An 18,864-nucleotide genomic window follows, 5' to 3' on the forward strand; every position below is an offset into this window, starting at 1 on the left:
GGAGTGAGCTTGCGAGCCCCGCAGTCGCGAACGGAAGGTTGAATCCGTGAGCGCTGCGTCGGTGCCGCCCGTCGCTTCCGTCGGGGTGCCGCGGCTGACCGCCGGGCTCGAGGAGTTCGGCCGGCTCGACCTGCTCGCGCACGAGGAGGTGCACGGGCGGATCGGCCCGCTGTCGACCAGCGAGCTGATCCGGTTGACGGACGCGATCGGCCTGCAGGGCCGCGGCGGGGCGGGCTTCCCGTTCGCGAAGAAGTTCCGGGCGGTGCTGGAGTCGGCTGCCAAGCAGGACAAGCCGACCGTGGTGGTGGTGAACGCCACCGAGGGCGAGCCGGCGGCCTGGAAGGACAAGGTGCTGCTGACCCGCGCCCCGCACCTGATCCTGGACGGCGCGGCGCTCGCCGCGTTCGCGCTCGACGCCCAGGAGATCGTCATCGGCGTGGCCGACGACGGGATCGGGGCCGGGTCGCTCGCGGCCGCGCTGGGGGAGCGGCGGATGCCGGTCCCGACGAGCGTGGTGCGGGTGCCGCACCGGTTCATCTCCGGCGAGGGCGGCGCGCTGGTGCGGGGCATCAACGGCGAGGCGCACATCCCGCCGGGGATCAAGGTCCGGGCCAGCGACACGGGCGTCGCCGGGCTGCCGACGCTGCTGTCCAACGCCGAGACGTACGCCCAGTTGGCGATCGCCGCTCGGCTCGGTCCGTACGAGTACGCGGCGGTCGGCACGGCCGACGAGCCGGGCACGGTGATGCTGAGCGTGACGGGGTCGGCGGCGCGGCCGGCGGTGGTGGAGTGCCCGACCGGGACGCCGTTGGCCGAGGTGCTGCGGATGTGCGAGGCGCCGGTCGGGCCGGGGCTGTTGACGGGTGGGTTCCACGGCAAGTGGATGGCGCCGGAGGCGGTGGCGCGGGCGGAGGTCTCCCGCAAGAGCCTGATGAAGCACGGTGGCAGTCTCGGCGCGGGCATCATGGTGCCGCTCGGCGACGACACCTGCCCGATCGGCGAGGCGGCCCGGGTGGTGCGGTACCTCGCGGGTGAGTCGGCCGGCCAGTGTGGACCGTGCCGGCTGGGTCTGCCGGATCTGGCCCGTACGGTCGACTCGCTCGCCATCGGCGGTGCGGCGCCCGACGTGGTGCGGGCGGCCGCCGGTGTGGTCAAGGGGCGCGGGGCGTGCAGCCACCCGGACGGCACAGCGCGGTTCGCGACCTCGGCGCTGGAGGTCTTCGCCGCCGACATCGCCGCGCACGCGGCCGGCGACGGGTGCGGCAAGCGCGTGAAGGGGGTGCTGCCGATCCCGGCGACGCTGGACGCGGGCGGCGGCCCCCGGCTCACCGTCGACTGGACCCGCTGTGACGGCCACGGACTCTGCGCGCACATCGCCCCCGAGCTCATCACGCTCGACGGCAACGGCTTCCCGGCCTTCCCCCCGGCGCCGGTGCCGCCCTGGCTCGAGCCCGGCGCCCGCAAGGCGATCAACATGTGCCCCGCGCTGGCCCTCCGCCTGGTCGACGCCCAACCCCACTGACCCCACCCCCGCCCCAGCGCCGAGCCGGTGATCGAGGGGCCGGCAGCCGCGTCACCGCGGTGTCGTGCTGCCGGCCCCGTGATCAGCGCGGGTCTAGCGGCGGTCGGCCGTCGGTCCGCCGAGGAGGTGGCGGAGGGAACGGGCCACCAGGTCGTCGCGGGCCGCGGGGGCGAGTCCCTCGAGGCCGAATCCGGTGTAGACGGTGTCCGCCGTCACCACCACGGAGCCCTCGTCGAAGGCCTGCTGGCTGCGCGACCAGTTGTTGGCCGGCTGTGCCGACCCGGCCGGCGGGGGCGCCACGGCCCAGCCGCCCAGGTCGGTCTCGAACGACGTCTCCGCCACCGTCGCGCCGCCCACCACGACGCGCACGTCGTCGAGGAACACCCCGAGTCCCTGCGTGGTCCAGTCCGATACCGAGGCGATCGCCACCTCGACCCGCTTGCCGGCGTACGCCGACAGGTCGATCGACCACTCCTGCCAGCCGCCGGAGGAGCCGCTGGCGGCGTGCCAGGCGCCGGTGGTGCCGGTCGGCGCGCACCCCTCGCCCTGGTAGTGCGCGAGCTGCGGGTGCAGCTCGTCCCAGTCCGACTGGCAGCTCTCGCCGGTGTCGGTGCTCGTGTGGCCGTTGCGGTCCGGCAGGGTGGTCCAGGCGTCGCTGCCGACCTCGTGCGCCTCCACGAACAGGAAGTCCCAGTCCGCCTCCGTGTCGTACGAGGTGAAGAAGCGCAGCTCGGCGCTGGTCGCGCCGGTGAGGTCGATCGTGCGGGACAGCCGCTTGTACGACGCGTCGGACTGGCCGCTGAACAGGTACCAGCCGCCGGTGCGCGGGTCGAACGGGGCGCCGCCGGGGCGTACCCAGTCCATCGGCGCGGCGCTGGCGAACTGCGGGAACTGCGCCGGCGGCAGGAACCCGGAGGTGGTCAGGAACGACGCCGTGTGGTCCTGGTTGCCCGCCGACCCGGCGGCGTTGAGCGTGCCGGCGAACCCGTCGAACGCGCCCGAGTTGCCGGCCAGCGGGTACGGCGTGCCGTTGTCGGCGGTGCCGCCGTCGCTGACGTACGTGTGCGCGCCCAGGTAGTACTGCTGGAAGTCGTTGAGGATGGGCAGGCAGGGATCGTCGCCGGGGGTCGTGCACTCCGGCGGGGCGTACGGGTGGTAGCTGTACGCGCCGTTGGCGGCCTGGGCGAAGAGCGCGTTCTTGCCGCTCGCCAGCAGCTTGCCGCCCTCGTTGAGGTAGTCCCGCACCGCGAGTTCGATGTCGAGCGCGGCCTTCGCGGTGGTGCCGGCCGGCTGGCCGGGGGAGCGCAGGATCACGTCGTCGCCGGTCTCCCACACCACCGCGTCGTAGTGCGACAGGACGCCGAGCGGGTGCGGGGCCCGGCGGCCCATTGCGTCGAAGTCGTAGAGGTCGCTGCGGTAGCCGGCCGCGCTGAGCGCGGCGGCCGCCTCGTCGGCGTACTTCGCGGTGCCGCCGCCCTGCGCCGGGCTGATGCCGGTGACGTCCTCGGCGGCGAGCACCAGCACGTCGCCGCCGATGTCGTCGTGCACCCGGTACGTGAAGCGGTCGCTGGCGACCACCCCGGCCCCGGGTTTGCTGCCGGTGAACCAGACCTCGACCCGGTCGCCGGCCTTCGCGCCGCGCACCGTGCCGCGCAGCTCGGCGTAGTAGTCGTCGTGGGTGTCGCCGTAGCGCTCGCCGCCGGCCCATTCGCGCACCGGCACGGTCTTCGGCCGGCCGCCGTTGACGACGTAGTGCATCCGCACGTTCCGAAGTGACCGCCGGGTGACCGCCGCGACCTGCTGGTCGGCGCCGTACGAGGTGTCGAAGGCGTCGACGACGAAGTCCGGGGTGCTGCGCCCGACGATCGACACCGGGTTGTCGGGCGTCGCCGCCGACCGCCCCACCGCCAGCGCGAACGGGATGTTCTTGGCCACCTCGGCCGCGATGAGCTTCTCGTCGTCCGGGAAGGTGAAGATGCTGACGCAGTCCTCGGGTCGCCACTGGTCGTCGGGGTCGGACGCGGAGACGGTCTGGCAGGTCGACATCTCCGGGGTGAAGCCGAGCGTGCCGTACCGGACGGTGGCGTGGGTGTCGGTGTCGCCGTTGGTGGTGTAGAGCTCGGCGGAGAGGTCCGGGTCGTAGCCGGGCACCGCGGGGTGGGCGTCGTCGCCGGCCAGCGCCTCGTAGATGACGTCGTCGGCGGTGGGCGTGCTCACCTGCCAGCCGACGCCGTAGAGCAGCAGCTCGGCGGCGGAGTGGTAGTTGACGAAGAATTCGAACCCGATGCGCCGGAACAGACCGTCGAGCGCCTTCGTCTCCGGCTCGGAGCTGGGCCCGGCGCCGCGGTACGTCTCGCTGCTGGGGTCGGGGGAGGAGCCCTCGTTGTCGTAGCCCCACTTGTAGCCGAAGTTGCGGTTGAGGTCGACGCCGTCGCCGCCGGTGATCTGGCCGTCGCCGTTGTTGTCCCGCAGGTTCTTGCGCCACAGCCGGTTGCCGGGCGTGAAGGTGAAGTCGTAGCCGTCCGGGTTGGCGACCGGCAGGAACCACAGCTCGGTGGTGTTCACGAGCTGCGTGATCGTCGGATCGCTGCCGTAGTTGTCGAGCACATGGTGCAGCAGCCGCCGCGTCATCTCCGGCGTGATCCACTCCCGCGCGTGCTGGGCGCCGGCGTAGAGCACCGCGGGGCGCTTCCCGTCGGGCACGCTCTTCGCGCCCTTGGTCACCTTGACCGCGAGGATCGGCTGGCCGCCCAGGGACCGGCCGATCGTCTGGAGCTTGGTGAGGTTGGGGTAGCGGGCCGCGGTCGCGGTGAGCTCGTCGCGGATGCCGCCCGGTTCGCTGTACGACCGGAACGCCCGCCAGCCCGCGCCGGCCTGCTCGCGCAGCGCGGTCGAGGCCGCCTTGCCGCGCACCTTCTTCACGCTCAGCGGCACGCCCTTGCTGGCCAGCCGCGCGGCCTGGCCCTTCGTCAGCACCGTCTCCACGGTGGAGTTGCCGGCCGCGTCGGTGTGCGACGTCGCGTGGTTGGGCTCGACGCCGGTGGAGCGCAGCTGCTCGAGCTGCTGTGGGTTCAGCGTCCCGACGTACACCTCCAGGCCGTCGCGGCCGCCCGGATCGGACGGTGGCCGCGCGCTCGCCGGTGTGGTCAACGCCAACGCGCCGACCAGGGTCAACACGCAGGCGGTCGCCAGCGGTGTCTTCCTCATCGCGCCCCCTCGGTAGAAGGATCTCTATGCGGATCCTGGTGTCGGCGATGAGGACTGTCAATCAGATGGATGGTCGGCGGGTTCGCCGGGCAGGCCGATTGCCGCGCGCGCGGCGGTTCCCGTTGGGCGCGCCGGGGCTACTGGTCCGGCTCAGCCGAGGCAGCTGGTGCCGTTGCCGTCGAGCCGGGTCAGCACGGCGGTGCAGATCTCGTCGAGCTGCGCGACCTGCGCCGCGGTGAGGGTGTCGAACAGCAGGGCCCGCACCTGTGCGACGTGGCCCGGCGCGGTGGCGACCACCTTGTGGTAGCCGGCCTCGGTCAGCACCGCGACCGAGCCCCGGCCGTCGTCGCTGGCGCGTTCGCGGCGCACCCAGCCGCGCTGCTCCAGTTTGGCGATCAGGTGTGAGAGCCGCGACTGCGACCCGTTGGCGAGCGCGGCGAGCTCACTCATCCGCGCCGCCCGGCCGGGGGCCTCGGAGAGCATTGCCAGCACCCAGTAGCCGAAGTGCGTCAGCTCCGCGTCGCGCTGCAACTGCGCGTCCAGCGCGGCGGGCAGCAGCGTCATGACCGCCCCCAGCCGCCGCCACGCCCGCTGCTCGTCGTCGGTCAGCCATCGCGTCTCGTCCACGCATCCACGGTAGCAGTACTTGACTGTTCAAGCAGTTACCTCTACGGTCGTCGCTTGAAACTTCAAATACCTTTCCCTGTCGTCGGGAGCACCCATGAACACCGTCCTCTGGGTCCTGCAGATCCTGCTCGCCGTGGCGTTCGGGCTGGCCGGGCTGATGAAAAGCACCCAACCCGCGGCGAAGCTCGCGCCTAAGATGCCGTACGTCGAGGACTTCTCGGCCGGCACGACCAGGGCGATCGGGGTCCTCGAGCTCCTCGCCGCCCTCGGCCTGATCCTGCCCGCCGCGACCGGGATCGCGGTGATCCTCACGCCGCTGGCCGCCGCCGGCCTCGTCATCGTCATGATCGGCGCCGTCGTCGTGCACGCCCGCCGCGCCGAGTGGGGCAACGTCCCGGTCAACCTCGTGCTGCTCGCGGCCGCCGCCGTCGTGGCCTGGGGCCGCTTCGGTCCCTACTCCTTCTGAACACAACCGTTCGGCACACAACCGCTCAAGGGAGAATCATGATCACTGTCACCGGAGCGACCGGGCAGCTCGGCCGGCTCACCATCGCGGCGCTGCTGCAGCGCGGCGTGCCCGCCGCCGAGATCGTCGCCGGCGTCCGCAACGTGGAGCGGGGCGCCGAGCTCGCCGCGCTCGGGGTGCAGGTGCGGCACGCCGACTACGACCGCCCTGAGACGCTGGCCGAGGCGTTCGCCGGCAGCGACCGGCTGCTGCTGATCTCGGGCAGCGAGGTGGGCAAGCGGGTCGCGCAGCACGCGAACGCGGTCGCGGCGGCGAAGGCCGCCGGGGTGCGCCTGCTGGCGTACACCAGCATCCTCAACGCCGACACCAGCGGCGTCGGCCTGGCCGAGGAGCACCGCGCCACCGAGGCGCTGGTGCGCGACTCCGGCCTGCCGTTCGTGTTGCTGCGCAACGGCTGGTACCTGGAGAACTACACCGCCAACCTGGCGCCGGCGCTGCAGCACGGGGCGATCCTCGGCAGCGCGAACGACGGGCGGGTCGCCGCCGCGACGCGCGCCGACTACGCGGCCGCGGCCGCGGCGGTGCTGACCGGCGACGGCCACGACAACAAGGTGTACGAGCTGGGCGGCGACCAGCCGTTCACGATGGCGGAGCTCGCCGCCGAGGTCACCCGGCAGAGCAGCGTGACGGTGGTCTACCGCGATCTGCCGCCCGCGGAGTACGCCGCGGCGCTCGCCGCCGCGGGGCTGCCGGAGCCGGTCGCGGCCATGCTCGCCGACTCCGACCAGGGCGTGGCCCGCGGCGAGCTGAACACCGACCGTCGCGATCTCCGTACCCTGATCGGACGCCCGACCACCACGCTCGGTGAGGCGATCGGCGCCGCACTGCCGGCCTGACCGGCGTTCCGCCCCGCCGCCGTCGACGGCGGCGGGGCGGCGGGGTTCGGCGGCGAACCGGCGACGATTTGAACCGTTGCGCGCCGCGATCCGAGAAACAGGGTGTGAAGCACCCACAGTCCCCGTCGCCATCCCGTCGGCGCCCGCGCGGCGCGTGGCCCGTCCTGGCGCTGCTCGGCGGCGCGCTCGCCGGAGCGCTGTCGTTCGCGCCGCCGGCCGCGGCCGACGTCACGGTCACGCCGGGCGTCGCCGTCCGCGGCGACGCGGCAAAGATCACCTTTGAACTGCCCACCGAGCGCCCGTCGGCGTACACCACGACGGTGCAGGTGCGCTTCCCGGACGCGGCGCCGATCGCCGAGGTCTTCCCGATGTCGGTGCCCGACTGGGCGCCGAGGATCGCGCAGCGGCGGCTGGACCGGCCGATCGAGGCGATCCACGGCATGACGACCAGTGAGGTCGTCTCGACGATCACCTGGACCCGAGCGGCCCCGCCGCCCGCCACGGCCGGTGAGGTCGTCCGGTTGCCGGTCTCCGTCGGCCCGCTGCCGGACGCGGAGCGGATCGCCTTCACCATCACGCAGACGTACTCCGACGGCGCCGTCGTGCGCTGGGGCGAGCAACCCGACCGCCCGGCGCCGGCGCTCAGCCTGGTCCCGCCGCCGCAGGCCGGCCACGCCCCGGCCGACCCGGTCGCGGCTCCGTCAGCCGGCGCCGACGACCCCGATGGCGCCGGCGGCTGGGCGCTGCTCGGCGCCGGGCTGGCGGTCGGCGTCGGGCTCGCCGCCGGCGGCTGGTTCCTCGCGCGCGGCCGCCGCCCCGCCCCGGGGCCGCCGGGCGACCCGCACCCGCAGCGGCGCACGGGCGACGACGCGGTGTCGGTCGCGGACCCCGAGCTTGATGGCGACGGTCCGGTCGCGGCCGGACGGTCGCGCTGGCGCCTCCGCGAGCCCTGACGCCGGCCGGACCGCTCAAGAAGGATCGCTTCCTGACCGGCCATCGAGCCGGAGACCTCCCTTCAGGAGACCCGCACCGTGGTGGTCACCGTTGCCTGGTCGATCTCGGAGGTGCGGAGCGTGAAGCGCAGCTCCCAGTCGCCGGGGACCGCGAAGGTGACCGCGCCGACGGCGTGATGCGGCTCCAGCCCGAGCAGCCGGGTGCTGGCCGGCTCGACGCCCCGCGCCGGCAGCGCCGCGGTCATCCGCCACTCCACCACCGGCAGACGCTTCCCGTCCGCGGTGTACGCGTACGCGTGCACGGTGTTGTTCTCGCCGATCTGCACCGGGTAGATGTCGAACTGCAGCGTGTAGAGCGAGCTGGTCAGCGTCTGCGCGAACCCGTCGGCCGCCGCGACCCGCGCCTCGGCCAGCGCCGCGCGCCCCGGGGGGGTCTGCACCAGCACCGCGGAGAGCCCCAGCACCAGCGCCGCGCCGGCCAGCTCGGCCAGCACGGTCCGCCGCAACGGGCGGGTGCGGGCCCCGCGCTGCGCCAGCCGCCGGGCGTACGCGGCCGCGCCCAGCACCAGCGCCAGCACGCCCACCTTGATCGCGAGCAGCCGGCCGTAGTCGGTGCCGGTCAGCGCCCGCAGCGAGCCGAGCTCGAGCAGCGCGCGGACGCCGCCGGTGAGCACCAGCCAGCAGACCGCCAGCGCCGCCCACCGCGACCAGACCGGCAGCAGCCGCGCCAGCACCCGCGGGTGGGCCTGGCGGAGCAGGAACGCCGCGAGCATCACCAGGCCGCCGAGCCACGCCGCCATCGCCAGCACGTGCACCGCGTCCGCGATCACGTTGACCGCGCGCAGCGGCGCCGCCGCCGCGTGGCCGGCCAGCGGCCACGTCGCCGCCCCGGTCGCGGCCAGCGCCGTCAGCAGCGCCGCCCGGGCCCGGCCGCAGTCTCCGCGCAACGCCGGCCCGAGCAGCACCGCGGCGGCCGCGACCACGGCCAGCCGCAGCACCAGGGCTGCCCCGAAGCCGGTGGCCAGCACGGCGCGCAGCTCGCCCGCGGAGACGTCGAGCGGGGCGGCGCCGCTGGCGTACGGCGCCTGCAGCCAGAGCGTCGCCGCGGCGGAGACGCCGACCAGGGCCAGCCCGGCCCGGACCAGCCGGATCGGCCCGACGCGGGAGAGCCGGCGTGGCCACAGCAGCGCCAGCACCACCGTCGGACCGATGACCAGCGCCAGCCCGACGTACCCGAGGTATTTCGCGACCGGCACGGCGACGGCCACCACGGGGTCGACATCGGTCTGCCGGGGCTGCGGGGCCGAGGCCGACGGCGCGCCCACCGAGAACGTGATGCTGCCGGCGACCGGGTGGCTGTCTGCCGAGATCACCCGGTAGCTGACCAGATAGGTGCCGAGCGGGCGGTCCGCGACCCGGATCGGGATCGTCACCGTGCCCCCCGCGACGCGCGGCTGGCCGCTGTTGATCCGCTTGCCGTCCGGCGCGAGCACCTGCACCTTCCCGGGCACGAGCCGCACCGGTTCGCTGAATGTCAGCGCCACCTCCGTCGGCGAGTACCCCACCACCGCGCCCTGCGCCGGGGCGGTCGACACCAGTGCGGCGTGCGCGTGGGCCGGCGTCGCCGGGCCGAGCACGACGAGGGCCGCGCCGAGGAGTACGCCGGCCAGCGCGGCCCGCCACCCGCGTCGCGCGGCGCGCGGTGGTTGATCCTGATTTCCCACATCGGGTAGTTCGGTGCGCGGCGCCGGAAGGTTCAATCCGGGTCGCCCGTCGCGCGCGGCCTGCCGGCGTTTGTGCACGTCAGGGGCGGGAACGATCCAACCAGACCGCGGCGGCCCCCGTCGCCCGGACGCGTACCGCAGCGCCGTGAGAGGAGGACGTGATGGCAGGTCAGCAGCAGCAGACGCCGTTGCAGGGCAAGCGGGTGGCGTTTCTCGCCGCCGACGGCGTCGAGGAGGTCGAGTACACGGAGCCGCGCGCGGCCGCCGAACGGGCGGGTGCGCAGGTTGAGTTGATCTCCATTCAGCAGGGCTCGATCCAATCGGTGAACAAGGACATCAACAAGTCGAAGGCGTACCCGGTGGACAGGACGGTGAGTGACGCGAACCCGGCGGACTACGACGGGCTGGTGCTGCCCGGTGGCGTGGTCAATCCGGACAAACTGCGGCAGTTCCCGGACGCGATGCGCTTCGTGAAGGCGTTCTTCGACCAGTCCAAGCCGGTGGCGGCGATCTGCCACGGGCCGTGGTCGCTGGTGGAGACCGGCGTGGTGAAGGGGCGGACGGTCACCTCGTTCCCCAGCCTGCGCACGGACATCACCAACGCGGGGGGACGCTGGGTGGACGAGGAGGTGCACGTCGACTCCGGGCTGGTCACCAGCCGTAAGCCCACGGATCTACCGGCGTTCTGCAACCAGATGGTCGCCGCGATGGCCAAGGGGGAGCAGGCGAAGGTCCCGGTCTGACGGCCGTCACCGCGCGGGGACCGGCATACCCGTCCGGTGCCCGCGCGGTATCGCCGCGGACGCCGCTCCCGCGCGACGATTCACGATCACGAATTAGGCGGGACGGGCCTCCACTCGTAAGGTTAGGCGAACCTAACTCATGGTCGCCTGGAGTCCGTCATGTCCACCGTTGCGCTGCGCCCGGCCGGGCCGCTGTCCCGGCCCGATCCGCGGCCCGCGCCCCGCGCCCGGCGCGTGCTCGTGGTGTCCGGCGCGGCGGTGCTGCTGATCCTGGCCGTGCTGGCCAGCTTCGCGCTCGGCAGCAGGTCGCTGACGCCGGCCCAGGTCTGGCACGGCCTGCTGGTCGGCGACGGCAGTGAGCCGAGCCTGATCGTCCGGGAGCTGCGCCTGCCGCGGACGCTGCTGGGGCTCACCGTCGGCGCCGCCCTGGCCGTGGCCGGCGTGCTGCTGCAGGCGCTGACCCGCAACCCCCTCGCCGAGCCGCGGATCCTCGGGATCAGCGCCGGCGCCTCGGTCGGGGTCGTCCTCGCGATCGCCGTCTTCGGCGTCGGCACGCTCGCCGGCTACGTCTGGTTCGCCATCGTCGGCGCGCTGCTCGTCGGCGTCCTGGTCTACGCGATCTCCGCCCGCACCCGCGACGGCGCCAGCCCCGTCACCCTGGCGCTCTGCGGCGCCGCCCTCGACGCCAGCCTCGGCGCGGTCGTGTACGCGCTGCTCAGCGTCGACGCCCGGACCTTCGAGGAGTACCGCTTCTGGGTGGTCGGCGGGGTGGCCGGACGGGACGTCACGGTCGCCGCACAGGTGGCGCCGTTCGTGGCCGCCGGCCTGCTGCTCGCGGTGCTGGTCGCCCGTGGCCTCGACGCGCTCGCGCTCGGCGAGGACGTGGCGCGGGGCCTCGGTCACCGGGTCGACCTGGTACGGATCGGCGGCGGGGCCGGCGCGGTGCTGCTCACCGGCGCCGCCGTCGCGGCCGCCGGGCCGATCGCGTTCGTCGGGCTGGCCGTCCCGCACCTGGCCCGCGCCCTGGTCGGCGCCGACCACGGCTGGACCCTCGCGGTCTCCGCGCTGCTCGGACCGGTGCTGCTGCTCGGCGCCGACGTCGTCGGACGGCTGGTCGTGCCGCCCGGTGAGCTGCCCGCCGGGGTCGTCACCGCGTTGATCGGCGCGCCGCTGCTGGCGATCCTGGTCCGCCGCGCCCGGGTGGTGACCGCGTGACCGCCGTACCGGCCGGCCGGTCGCTGCTGCGCCTCGGCCCCGTCACGCTGCTGGTGCGCCGCCGCGCCCAGGCCGTCGCCGTGCTGCTGCTGATCCTGCTCGCCGCCGCGATGCTGCTCAGCCTGTCGCTGGGCACCCCGTACGTCGCGCCGGTCGACGTGCTGCGGGCGCTGCCCGGCGACGGCACCCCGTACGACCTGGTGGTGCGCGACCTGCGACTGCCGCGCGTCGTGCTCGCCGCCGTGGCGGGCGCGGCGTTCGGGGTGGCCGGCACGCTGGTGCAGGCCGTCAGCCGCAACCCGCTGGCCAGCCCGGACGTCATCGGCGTCACCCAGGGTGCCGGCCTGGCCGCCACCGTCGCGCTGACCACCGGCGCCGCCGCGGCCCTGGTCGCGCCCGCGGCGCTGGCCGGTGGCCTGCTCGCCGCGGCCGCGGTGCTCGCGCTGGGCGCCCGGCACGGCCTGGCCGCGCAGCGCTTCGTGCTCGCCGGCGTCGCGGTCGCGGTGGCGCTGCGCGCGTTGATTGAGGTCGTGATGCTGGCCGCCGACCCGATCGACGGGCTGCGCGCCCAGGTCTGGTTGATCGGCACGCTCGCCGGTCGGGGCTGGCAGGAGACGGCGTACATCGCCGGCACGCTCGCCGTGCTGCTGCCGGTGCTGCTCTGGGCCGGCTGGTCGCTGTCGAACACCGCGCTCGACGACGACACCGCCCGGGGCATCGGGCTGCGTCCCACGGCGCGGCGCGTCGGCCTCGCCACGACCGGCGTGCTCGCCGCGGCGATGGTGACCGCCCAGGTCGGCGCGGTGGACTTCGTGGCGCTGGTCGCCCCGCAGGTCGCCCGGCGGCTGGTCCGCGCCGAGCGGCCGCCGCTGCTCTGCGCCGCCCTGGTCGGCGCCCTGCTGCTCGTGCTCGCCGACCTCGCCGGGCGGCGGCTGTTCGCCCCCACCCAGCTGCCGGCGGGCGTGCTGACCGCGGCGATCGGCGGCCCGTACCTGCTGTTCCTTCTCGTCCGCGGTCGCAGGAGGCCCTCGTGAAGCTCGCTACCCGGGAGCTCGTCGCCGGCTACCACGACCGCGTGGTGCTCGACCGGCTCGACCTGGACCTGCCCGCCGGCGCGTTCACCGTCGTGCTGGGCCCCAACGCCTGCGGCAAGTCCACCCTGCTGCGCACGATGGCCCGGCTGCTGACCCCGCGCGCCGGGGCGGTGCTGCTCGACGGGGCCGCGATCCGGGACCTGCCGACCCGTGAGGTGGCGCGGCGGCTCGGGGTGCTGCCACAGAGTCCGCTCGTGCCGGAGGGCATCACCGTCGCCGACCTGGTCGGCCGGGGCCGCCAGCCCTACCAGCGGTGGTGGCGGCAGTGGTCGTCGGAGGACTCGGCCGCGGTGACGGAGGCGATGACGCTGGCCGACGTCGCGGCGCTGGCCGACCGGCCCGTCGACTCGCTCTCCGGCGGCCAGCGCCAGCGGGTCTGGATCGCGATGACGCTCGCCCAGCAGACCGAGGCGCTGCTGCTCGACGAGCCCACCACCTTCCTCGACCTGGCCCATCAGGTCGAGATCCTCGACCTGCTGCGCCGGCTGCGCGTCGAGCGCGGCCGCACCGTCGTCGCCGTGCTGCACGACCTCAACCAGGCGGCCCGGTACGCCGACCACGTGGTCGCGATGCGCGACGGCGCGGTCGTCGCGGCCGGCCCGCCCGGCGACATCCTCACCGCGGACCTGGTCCGCGAGGTCTTCGGGCTCGACTGCGTGGTCGTGCCCTGCCCGGTGACCGGCGCCCCGCTGGTGGTCCCCGGACCGCCGGCCGTGGCGCCGGCGCACCCCGCTCCCGTTCTCCTGAAAGGACAATGATGCGTCGTCTCGTCGCCGCGCTCGCCGTGGCCGTCGTCGCCGGGGCCGGTCTCGCCGGCTGCGGTCAGAGCGATCCCGTGCCCGGCGCGGGCACCGGTGATACCCACCCGATCACCCACGCGATGGGTACCACCCAGGTGCCGGTCTCGCCGAAGCGGGTCGTGGTGCTCGACACCGACAAGATCGACACCGCCCTGTCGCTGGGCGTGGTGCCCGTCGGCGCGGCCCGCGCCGGGGAGGCGCAGGGCTGGCCGACCTACTTCGGCGACAAGGTGTCCGCGATCAAGGAGGTCGGGGTGCTCACCGAGCCCGACCTCGAGGCGATCACCGCGCTGAAGCCGGACCTGATCCTGGGCAGCAAGTTCCGGCAGGAGAAGTTCTACGACGAGCTGTCGAAGATCGCGCCGACCGTCTTCACGGAGAAGGTCGGCATCACCTGGAAGGAGAACTTCCTGCTCGACGGCGCCGCGCTCGGCAAGGAGCAGCAGGCGCGCGACCTGCTGGACGGCTACCAGAAGCGCGCCAGGGAACTGGGCGCGAAGCTCGGCGACGCGGCCGCGACGAAGGTCTCGATCGTGCGGTTCATGCCCACCGAGATCCGGGTCTACGGCCCGGAGTCGTTCTCCGGCATCGTCATGACCGACGCCGGCGTCGGCCGCCCCGAGCGGCAGCTGCTCGCCGGCAAGGAGGACAAGCGGATGGACAAGGTGAGTCCGGAGCGGATCGCCGAGGTCGATGGGGACGTCATCTTCGTCTGCGCGTACGGGCAGAAGGCCGCCGCCGAGCAGGCCAAGGTGACCGCCGGCGGCCTGTGGAAGAACCTCTCCGCGGTCAAGGCGGGCAAGGCGCACGTGGTCGAGGACGAGATCTGGATGACCGGCATCGGCGTCACCGCCGCCGGCAAGATCCTCGACGATCTGGAGAAGTACCTCGCCGCCTGAGCGAGTGGGTGATCAAGGGATCGGCGGCGGGCACCGGTGCGTGTCCCGCCGCCGATCCCTTGATCACCGCATCGCGGCGGGGGGGGGTCAGGGCTCGGGTGCGATGACTCGGCCGTCGGCGGCGTCGCGGACCGCGATCGCCTCCATCGGGCATGACTCGGCCGCGTCCAGTACGGAGTCCTCCGGCGCGATCAGCTCGTCCAGCGGAATGGAGACCGCGTCGACGAGCACGAAGTGCCCGGGCGCGGCGCCCGCGCAGATGCCGGATCCGATGCAGCGCCGGGGATCGACCGTGACCCGCCACCGCCGGCTCACCATGCCACCGGCATCTTCCGCAGCCCGCGTACCAGCATGCCGCTCTTCCACTCCAGCTCCGGCTCCGGAACCGCCAGCCGCAACCCGGGCAGCCGGTGCAGCAGCGCGGCGACCGCCACCTGCAGCTCCATCCGGGCCAGCTGGGCGCCGATGCAGTGGTGCACCCCGTGGCCGAAGCCCACGTGCGGGTTGGCGGCGCGGGTCAGGTCGAGCCGGTCGGGGTCGTCGAAGACTTCCGGGTCGCGGTTGGCGGCCGACAGCGACGCGATGACCGGCTCGCCGGCGCGCACCAGCACCCCGCCGAGCTCGACGTCCTCCAGTGCGTAGCGGGCGAACGAGGAGGCCACTCCGAGCGGCACGTACCGCATGAGCTCCTCGACCGCGGACGGCACGAGCGCGGGGTCGGCGCGCAGCCGGGCCAGCTCCGCCGGGTGCGTGAGCAGGACGTACACGAAGTTGGGGATCTGCGTGACCGTGGTCTCGTGCCCGGCGGCGAGCAGCCCGGCGGCGAGCTGCACCATCTCGGTCTCGGTCAGCCGCCCGTCGTCGGAGTCGCGCGCCCGCACCAGCGCCCCGAGCAGGTCGTCGGTCGGGACCCGCCGCCGCCGCGCGATCAGCTCGCCGATGTAGGCGTACAGGTTGTCGATGTACTCGCGGATCCGGTCGGGGGACAGCGACGTGGTCGACACGATCGCCTCGGACCAGACGTGGAAGCGTCCCTGGTCCGCCACGGGCACGCCGAGCAGCTCGCAGATCACCGTGACCGGCAGCGGGGTGGCGAACGCCTCGACCAGGTCGGCCGGCGGTCCGCCGGCGACCATGCGGTCCAGCAGCTCGTCGGCGATCTCGCGGGCGCGTGGCCGGAGATCCTCGACCCGGCGCGCGGTGAAGGCGCGCGCGACCAGCCGGCGCAGCCGGGTGTGCTCCGGTGGGTCCATCGAGAGGATGCCGCTGGCCATCTGCAGGGGGGTGATCCGGGGCTCGTCGCGTCCGACGCTGGCGGCGCGGCTGAACCGCGGGTCACCGAGGACGGTGCGCACGTCCGCGTACCGGGTGGCGAGCCAGGCCGGCTCGCCGAAGGGCAGGCGGACCCGGGTCAACGGCTCGTGCTGCCGCAGTTGCGCGTAGCGCGGATCGAGGTCGAGGCGGTCGGGCGCGCTGAACGGGTAGGCGCGGGTGGTGCTGTCCTGGCGGGTTTCCGTCACCGGAGCTCCCTTTCGCCGTCGGGGGCGCGGCGCGGCGATCGTGCACACCGAGTCGCGGGGACACCACGGATGGTAGAGAAGTTCATGTATCCGAGACAGGCGCGTCGGGCATCCCGCCGCGACTGCCCGGCAACCAACCGAATCCTGACCGGGGCCCGCCCGCCAGCCCGGACATCATCATCCTAGGACGCTCTACGGGGAGTGGCGTGGTCAACGCATCGACTCGCCGGGCAGGGCAGGAGCGGGGCGCGCCGTCCGCGCGCGCCCCGCCAGGGGAGAGCGCTCAGACCGTGGAGAGCAACGTGATCGCTCCGGCAGCGACCAGCACGCCGGCCCAGAGCCGGTCCAGGTTGAACCACGCGGTACGCAGCACGCCGAGGCCGACGACCTCGTAGACCACCAGCGCCAGCAGCGCGGCGGTGCCGAACATCGCCGCCGTGTGCACGCCCGCGGCGCCGAGCCCCTCCCACGCGCCCGCGGGTGCCGCCGCGAGATGACCCGCGTGCCCCGCGTGGTGGCCGGGCGGCGGAGCCGCGGCGAGCAGGGGCAGCAGCATCAGCCCCGCACCGTGCGCCGAGGACATCAGAAAGGACCAGCCGGCCAGCTGGGGCAGCGTCAGCCGCATTCCGACCCACCGGAAGTGCCGCTCGGAGAGCAGCCGCCACAGTCCGAAACCGACCAGCAGCACGCCGCCGCCGACGGCCACCGCGGTGCCGGCCCCGGCCGACCGGGTCGCGGTGACGAGGCTGGCGACGAGCGCCACCGACGCCGCGTGACCCGCGGCGATCGGCGGCAGCGACCGCAGCAGGGCAGCCCGGCCCCCCTCCTGCATGCCACGGGCGACCGCGAAGAGCCAGCCCATGGCGGGGTTGATCCCGTGGAACGCGCCCAGGGCGGCCAGCGCCGCGAGCTGCGGCCAGGTCACGGGAAGCAGTACGAGTCGGACGATGCGTCGCCGCCCTGCAGCCGCGTCTGGTGCACCCGGAGTCCGCGGAAGTCGTCCCCGTGCGGGAAGAAGCGGTGATCCAGCGTGAGGCCGCCCGCGGTCACGTCCACGTCCAGCTTCGCCTGCCACGCGCCCACGCCGTCGGGGTAGAACTGGTCGTCCCAGGCGCCGTAGAGCGAGTTCGTGACGTAGACCCGGCGCCCGTCCCGGCTGACCTCGACCATCTGCGGGCCGCCGGCGAGCCGCTGCGTCGGCGCGGCGGGATGCGGCGTGCGCCCGACGATGCCGCCCAGCCGCACCGAGCCGGTCTCCACCGGGTGGAACGGGTCGCTGACGTCGTACTGCTTGAGCTCGCCGGTGCCCCAGCAGGAGACGTAGAGGAACCGGTCGTCGACGGAGAGGTCGATGTCGGTGACCAGCGGGGGCACCGCGCCGAACGGCTTGAGCAGCTCCGGCAGGAGCGCCGGGTCGGCCGGCTCGGCGGGAATAGTGATCACCTTGGTCGCGGCCCACCGGTCGCCGTCGCGATGCCAGACCCAGATCGACGCGGACAGGTCCTCGACGCTGATCACGACCCCCACGAACCCGTACGTCTTCGTGGGATCGTGCGCGGGGCGCAGCTCGAGCGGCATCTGGTGCTGGTCGCCGAGGTCGACGGTCTGCACGTGCCGCCGGCGACGCAGGTCCCAGAAGTGCAGGGCGTGGCCGTACTTCCGTCCCAGCAGCAACTCGCCGACGAGGCCGTCCTCGATCATCGACGGCGTGCCCCACTCGGACGTGACCATGACGTCCCGGGTGAGGTGCCACCAGAAGTCGTACGCCAGGAACTGCGGGCCGCGGTCGGCTTCCCACGCCCCACGCACCTCGAAGCTGGTGTGGTCGAGCAGTGCGATGCCGCCGGGGCCGTCCCGGTCGTCGGCGCCGCCGAGCGCCGACAGGTAGATGCCCTCCGGGCCGCAGTGCACCGTGTGGGGCCGCGAGTAGCCGGCGTGCTTGGCCAGCTCCTCCGCCTGCAGCACCTTGACCACCTCGGGCCGGGTCGGGTCGGCCTTCGTGTCGAGGACGTAGATGCGGGAGGAGCGCAGCCCGGGCACGATCAGGTAGCGGCGCTCGACGTGCGGGTGCGCGGCGGTGGGGCAGAGCGCGCTGCTGCACGCGTTCCATCCGAAGTGGTGCAGCTCGTCGCCGAGGTGCGGCAGGTCGGTCCAGCCGACGACGCCGCCGTAGCGGGGGGAGTCGGGGTCCACGTCGACGACCGCGATCGCGTCGGGGCGTTGCGCGGCGCGGTCGAAGGCGGCGACATAGGCCAGCTTCTCGGCGGGGGCCTGCACCGCGTCGCGGGGGGAGGCGTAGAACGTCGGGTCCGGGGTCCAGCGGTTCATGCACGGCTCCTCGGGAGCGGACGGGTCTGCCCTCGACCGTAGGAGCGCCGTGCGGCGCGGGGAAGTCCTACCCGCCATATGGGAATTCGGGGGCGGCCGTGCGCCTTCCGCATCCCCTCCCGGGCGGGGGGACCGTGTCGCTACGACCCGTCGGTCGGCTGATCCGTCGCGGCGTGCGAGAACAACACCGGCGCCACCGGCCGCGGCACCGGCGCGTCGACCGGCCGCGGCGGCTGCTCGGCGCCCGCGGTCTCCGCACCGGTCTGCTGCGGCGGGGTGTGCTCACCGGTGATCACCAGGAGCTCGTACGCCTGCTCGACCGGCAGCCGCCCGGACGCGATCGCCAGCCGGAGCGCGACCGGCGCGGCGCCGGGGAACACGCCGGCCGGCAGGTCCAGCACGCGTGGCTCCACACCGCGCCGCGCCAGGTACGCCGCGGCGGCCGGCGGCACGTCGGCGTCCTTCCACGGCCGCACCGTCTCGGCCGTGAAGCCCTCCTCGACCCACTCCGCGGCCTGCGCGGAGACCCGGTCGGCGACGTGCTGCGGCACCACGTCCCGGCCGCCCAGGTCCTCGCTGAGCAGCGCCCGGGCGACGGCGGACAGCTCGTCGACCGGGACCCATCGGGTGCGTGGGGACGCTTGCCGGGCCCCGGGGTCCCCGGTCGCCGACTGTGGCTGACGCGGGGCGTCAGGGTTGAGGTGGACCGGCATGGTTTCTATCCAAACATGATCGAATGTGCGCGCTCGGGAGCAGGGGCGCCCGATGAGTGCGCCGGGCGCGTCGGCACCCCCGCTCGCATCGTCGGCCGCCGGTCACGGTACGCCCCGGCGGTCCGCCAACCCGCACCGCGGCTGGCCCCGACGCATC

At 74.2% G+C, this 18,864-nt stretch carries 17 protein-coding genes; 9 read left to right on the forward strand and 8 right to left on the reverse strand.

The window, feature by feature from the left end:
- Positions 1-46 precede the first annotated feature (46 nt).
- Positions 47-1,522 (forward strand): NADH-quinone oxidoreductase subunit NuoF family protein, encoded by a 1,476-nt coding sequence (locus tag BLW47_RS13725; protein WP_091556292.1) that lies wholly within the window; start codon positions 47-49, stop codon positions 1,520-1,522.
- Between the two features lie 93 nt (positions 1,523-1,615).
- Here the strand turns inward: BLW47_RS13725 and BLW47_RS13730 are convergent, their stop codons facing one another.
- Together BLW47_RS13730 and BLW47_RS13735 are read right to left on the reverse strand one after the other, a co-directional pair.
- A complete protein-coding gene (locus BLW47_RS13730) occupies positions 1,616-4,729 on the reverse strand; it encodes a M14 family metallopeptidase (protein ID WP_091556294.1) in 3,114 nt (1,037 codons plus the stop codon).
- Between the two features lie 150 nt (positions 4,730-4,879).
- A complete protein-coding gene (locus tag BLW47_RS13735; protein ID WP_245736629.1) occupies positions 4,880-5,356 on the reverse strand; it encodes a MarR family winged helix-turn-helix transcriptional regulator in 477 nt (158 codons plus the stop codon).
- Positions 5,357-5,450: 94 nt separating this feature from the next.
- Between BLW47_RS13735 and BLW47_RS13740 the strand changes: the two genes are divergently transcribed.
- From BLW47_RS13740 to BLW47_RS13750, 3 genes are all read left to right on the forward strand, one after another.
- Positions 5,451-5,822 carry a DoxX family protein gene (locus tag BLW47_RS13740; RefSeq protein WP_091556296.1) on the forward strand — a complete coding sequence of 124 codons (372 nt, stop codon included), beginning with the start codon at positions 5,451-5,453 and terminating at the stop codon, positions 5,820-5,822.
- A 38-nt stretch (positions 5,823-5,860) separates the two neighbouring features.
- Positions 5,861-6,718, forward strand: coding sequence for an SDR family oxidoreductase (locus BLW47_RS13745; RefSeq protein WP_091556299.1), 858 nt, complete (start codon positions 5,861-5,863; stop codon positions 6,716-6,718).
- A 104-nt stretch (positions 6,719-6,822) separates the two neighbouring features.
- Positions 6,823-7,671: a YcnI family protein gene (locus BLW47_RS13750; protein ID WP_175543625.1), complete on the forward strand. Its 849-nt coding sequence runs from the start codon at positions 6,823-6,825 to the stop codon at positions 7,669-7,671.
- A 62-nt stretch (positions 7,672-7,733) separates the two neighbouring features.
- Here BLW47_RS13750 and BLW47_RS13755 read toward each other — a convergent pair whose 3' ends face one another.
- On the reverse strand, positions 7,734-9,395 hold the full coding sequence (locus tag BLW47_RS13755) for a copper resistance CopC/CopD family protein (RefSeq protein ID WP_091556302.1): 1,662 nt from the start codon (positions 9,393-9,395) through the stop codon (positions 7,734-7,736).
- 161 nt (positions 9,396-9,556) lie between these two features.
- Here BLW47_RS13755 and BLW47_RS13760 point away from each other — a divergent pair, with 161 nt between their 5' ends.
- The 5 genes from BLW47_RS13760 to BLW47_RS13780 all read left to right on the forward strand — a co-directional run bounded on the left by BLW47_RS13760 (position 9,557) and on the right by BLW47_RS13780 (position 14,146).
- Entirely contained in the window at positions 9,557-10,138 is a 582-nt protein-coding gene (locus BLW47_RS13760; protein ID WP_091556304.1) for a type 1 glutamine amidotransferase domain-containing protein, read from the forward strand.
- A 159-nt stretch (positions 10,139-10,297) separates the two neighbouring features.
- Positions 10,298-11,353: a FecCD family ABC transporter permease gene (locus BLW47_RS13765; protein ID WP_091556306.1), complete on the forward strand. Its 1,056-nt coding sequence runs from the start codon at positions 10,298-10,300 to the stop codon at positions 11,351-11,353.
- Positions 11,350-12,387 (forward strand): FecCD family ABC transporter permease, encoded by a 1,038-nt coding sequence (locus BLW47_RS13770; RefSeq protein ID WP_245736630.1) that lies wholly within the window; start codon positions 11,350-11,352, stop codon positions 12,385-12,387. The genes BLW47_RS13765 and BLW47_RS13770 overlap by 4 nt, the downstream gene beginning before the upstream one ends.
- Complete coding sequence (locus BLW47_RS13775) at positions 12,384-13,205, forward strand: ABC transporter ATP-binding protein (protein ID WP_091556308.1); 822 nt, start codon at positions 12,384-12,386, stop codon at positions 13,203-13,205. Before BLW47_RS13770 ends, BLW47_RS13775 begins: the two co-directional genes overlap by 4 nt.
- A complete protein-coding gene (locus BLW47_RS13780; protein WP_091556310.1) occupies positions 13,205-14,146 on the forward strand; it encodes an ABC transporter substrate-binding protein in 942 nt (313 codons plus the stop codon). The genes BLW47_RS13775 and BLW47_RS13780 overlap by 1 nt, the downstream gene beginning before the upstream one ends.
- An 87-nt stretch (positions 14,147-14,233) precedes the next feature.
- Here the strand turns inward: BLW47_RS13780 and BLW47_RS13785 are convergent, their stop codons facing one another.
- The 5 genes from BLW47_RS13785 to BLW47_RS13805 form a co-directional block, all read right to left on the reverse strand.
- Positions 14,234-14,464 carry a ferredoxin gene (locus BLW47_RS13785; RefSeq protein WP_091556312.1) on the reverse strand — a complete coding sequence of 77 codons (231 nt, stop codon included), beginning with the start codon at positions 14,462-14,464 and terminating at the stop codon, positions 14,234-14,236.
- Complete coding sequence (locus tag BLW47_RS13790) at positions 14,458-15,666, reverse strand: cytochrome P450 (protein ID WP_091556314.1); 1,209 nt, start codon at positions 15,664-15,666, stop codon at positions 14,458-14,460. The genes BLW47_RS13785 and BLW47_RS13790 overlap by 7 nt, the downstream gene beginning before the upstream one ends.
- A 283-nt stretch (positions 15,667-15,949) precedes the next feature.
- Positions 15,950-16,591 (reverse strand): hypothetical protein, encoded by a 642-nt coding sequence (locus tag BLW47_RS13795; protein WP_091556317.1) that lies wholly within the window; start codon positions 16,589-16,591, stop codon positions 15,950-15,952.
- Positions 16,588-17,994 carry a selenium-binding family protein gene (locus BLW47_RS13800; protein WP_091556319.1) on the reverse strand — a complete coding sequence of 469 codons (1,407 nt, stop codon included), beginning with the start codon at positions 17,992-17,994 and terminating at the stop codon, positions 16,588-16,590. Before BLW47_RS13800 ends, BLW47_RS13795 begins: the two co-directional genes overlap by 4 nt.
- Positions 17,995-18,134: 140 nt before the next feature.
- The gene (locus BLW47_RS13805) at positions 18,135-18,707 is read right to left on the reverse strand and encodes a hypothetical protein (RefSeq protein WP_091556321.1); all 573 of its coding nucleotides are present in this window, start codon (positions 18,705-18,707) and stop codon (positions 18,135-18,137) included.
- Positions 18,708-18,864: the final 157 nt, after the last annotated feature.

It is taken from the genome of Micromonospora pattaloongensis, from assembly GCF_900107255.1.
Classification (GTDB): domain Bacteria; phylum Actinomycetota; class Actinomycetes; order Mycobacteriales; family Micromonosporaceae; genus Micromonospora_I; species Micromonospora_I pattaloongensis.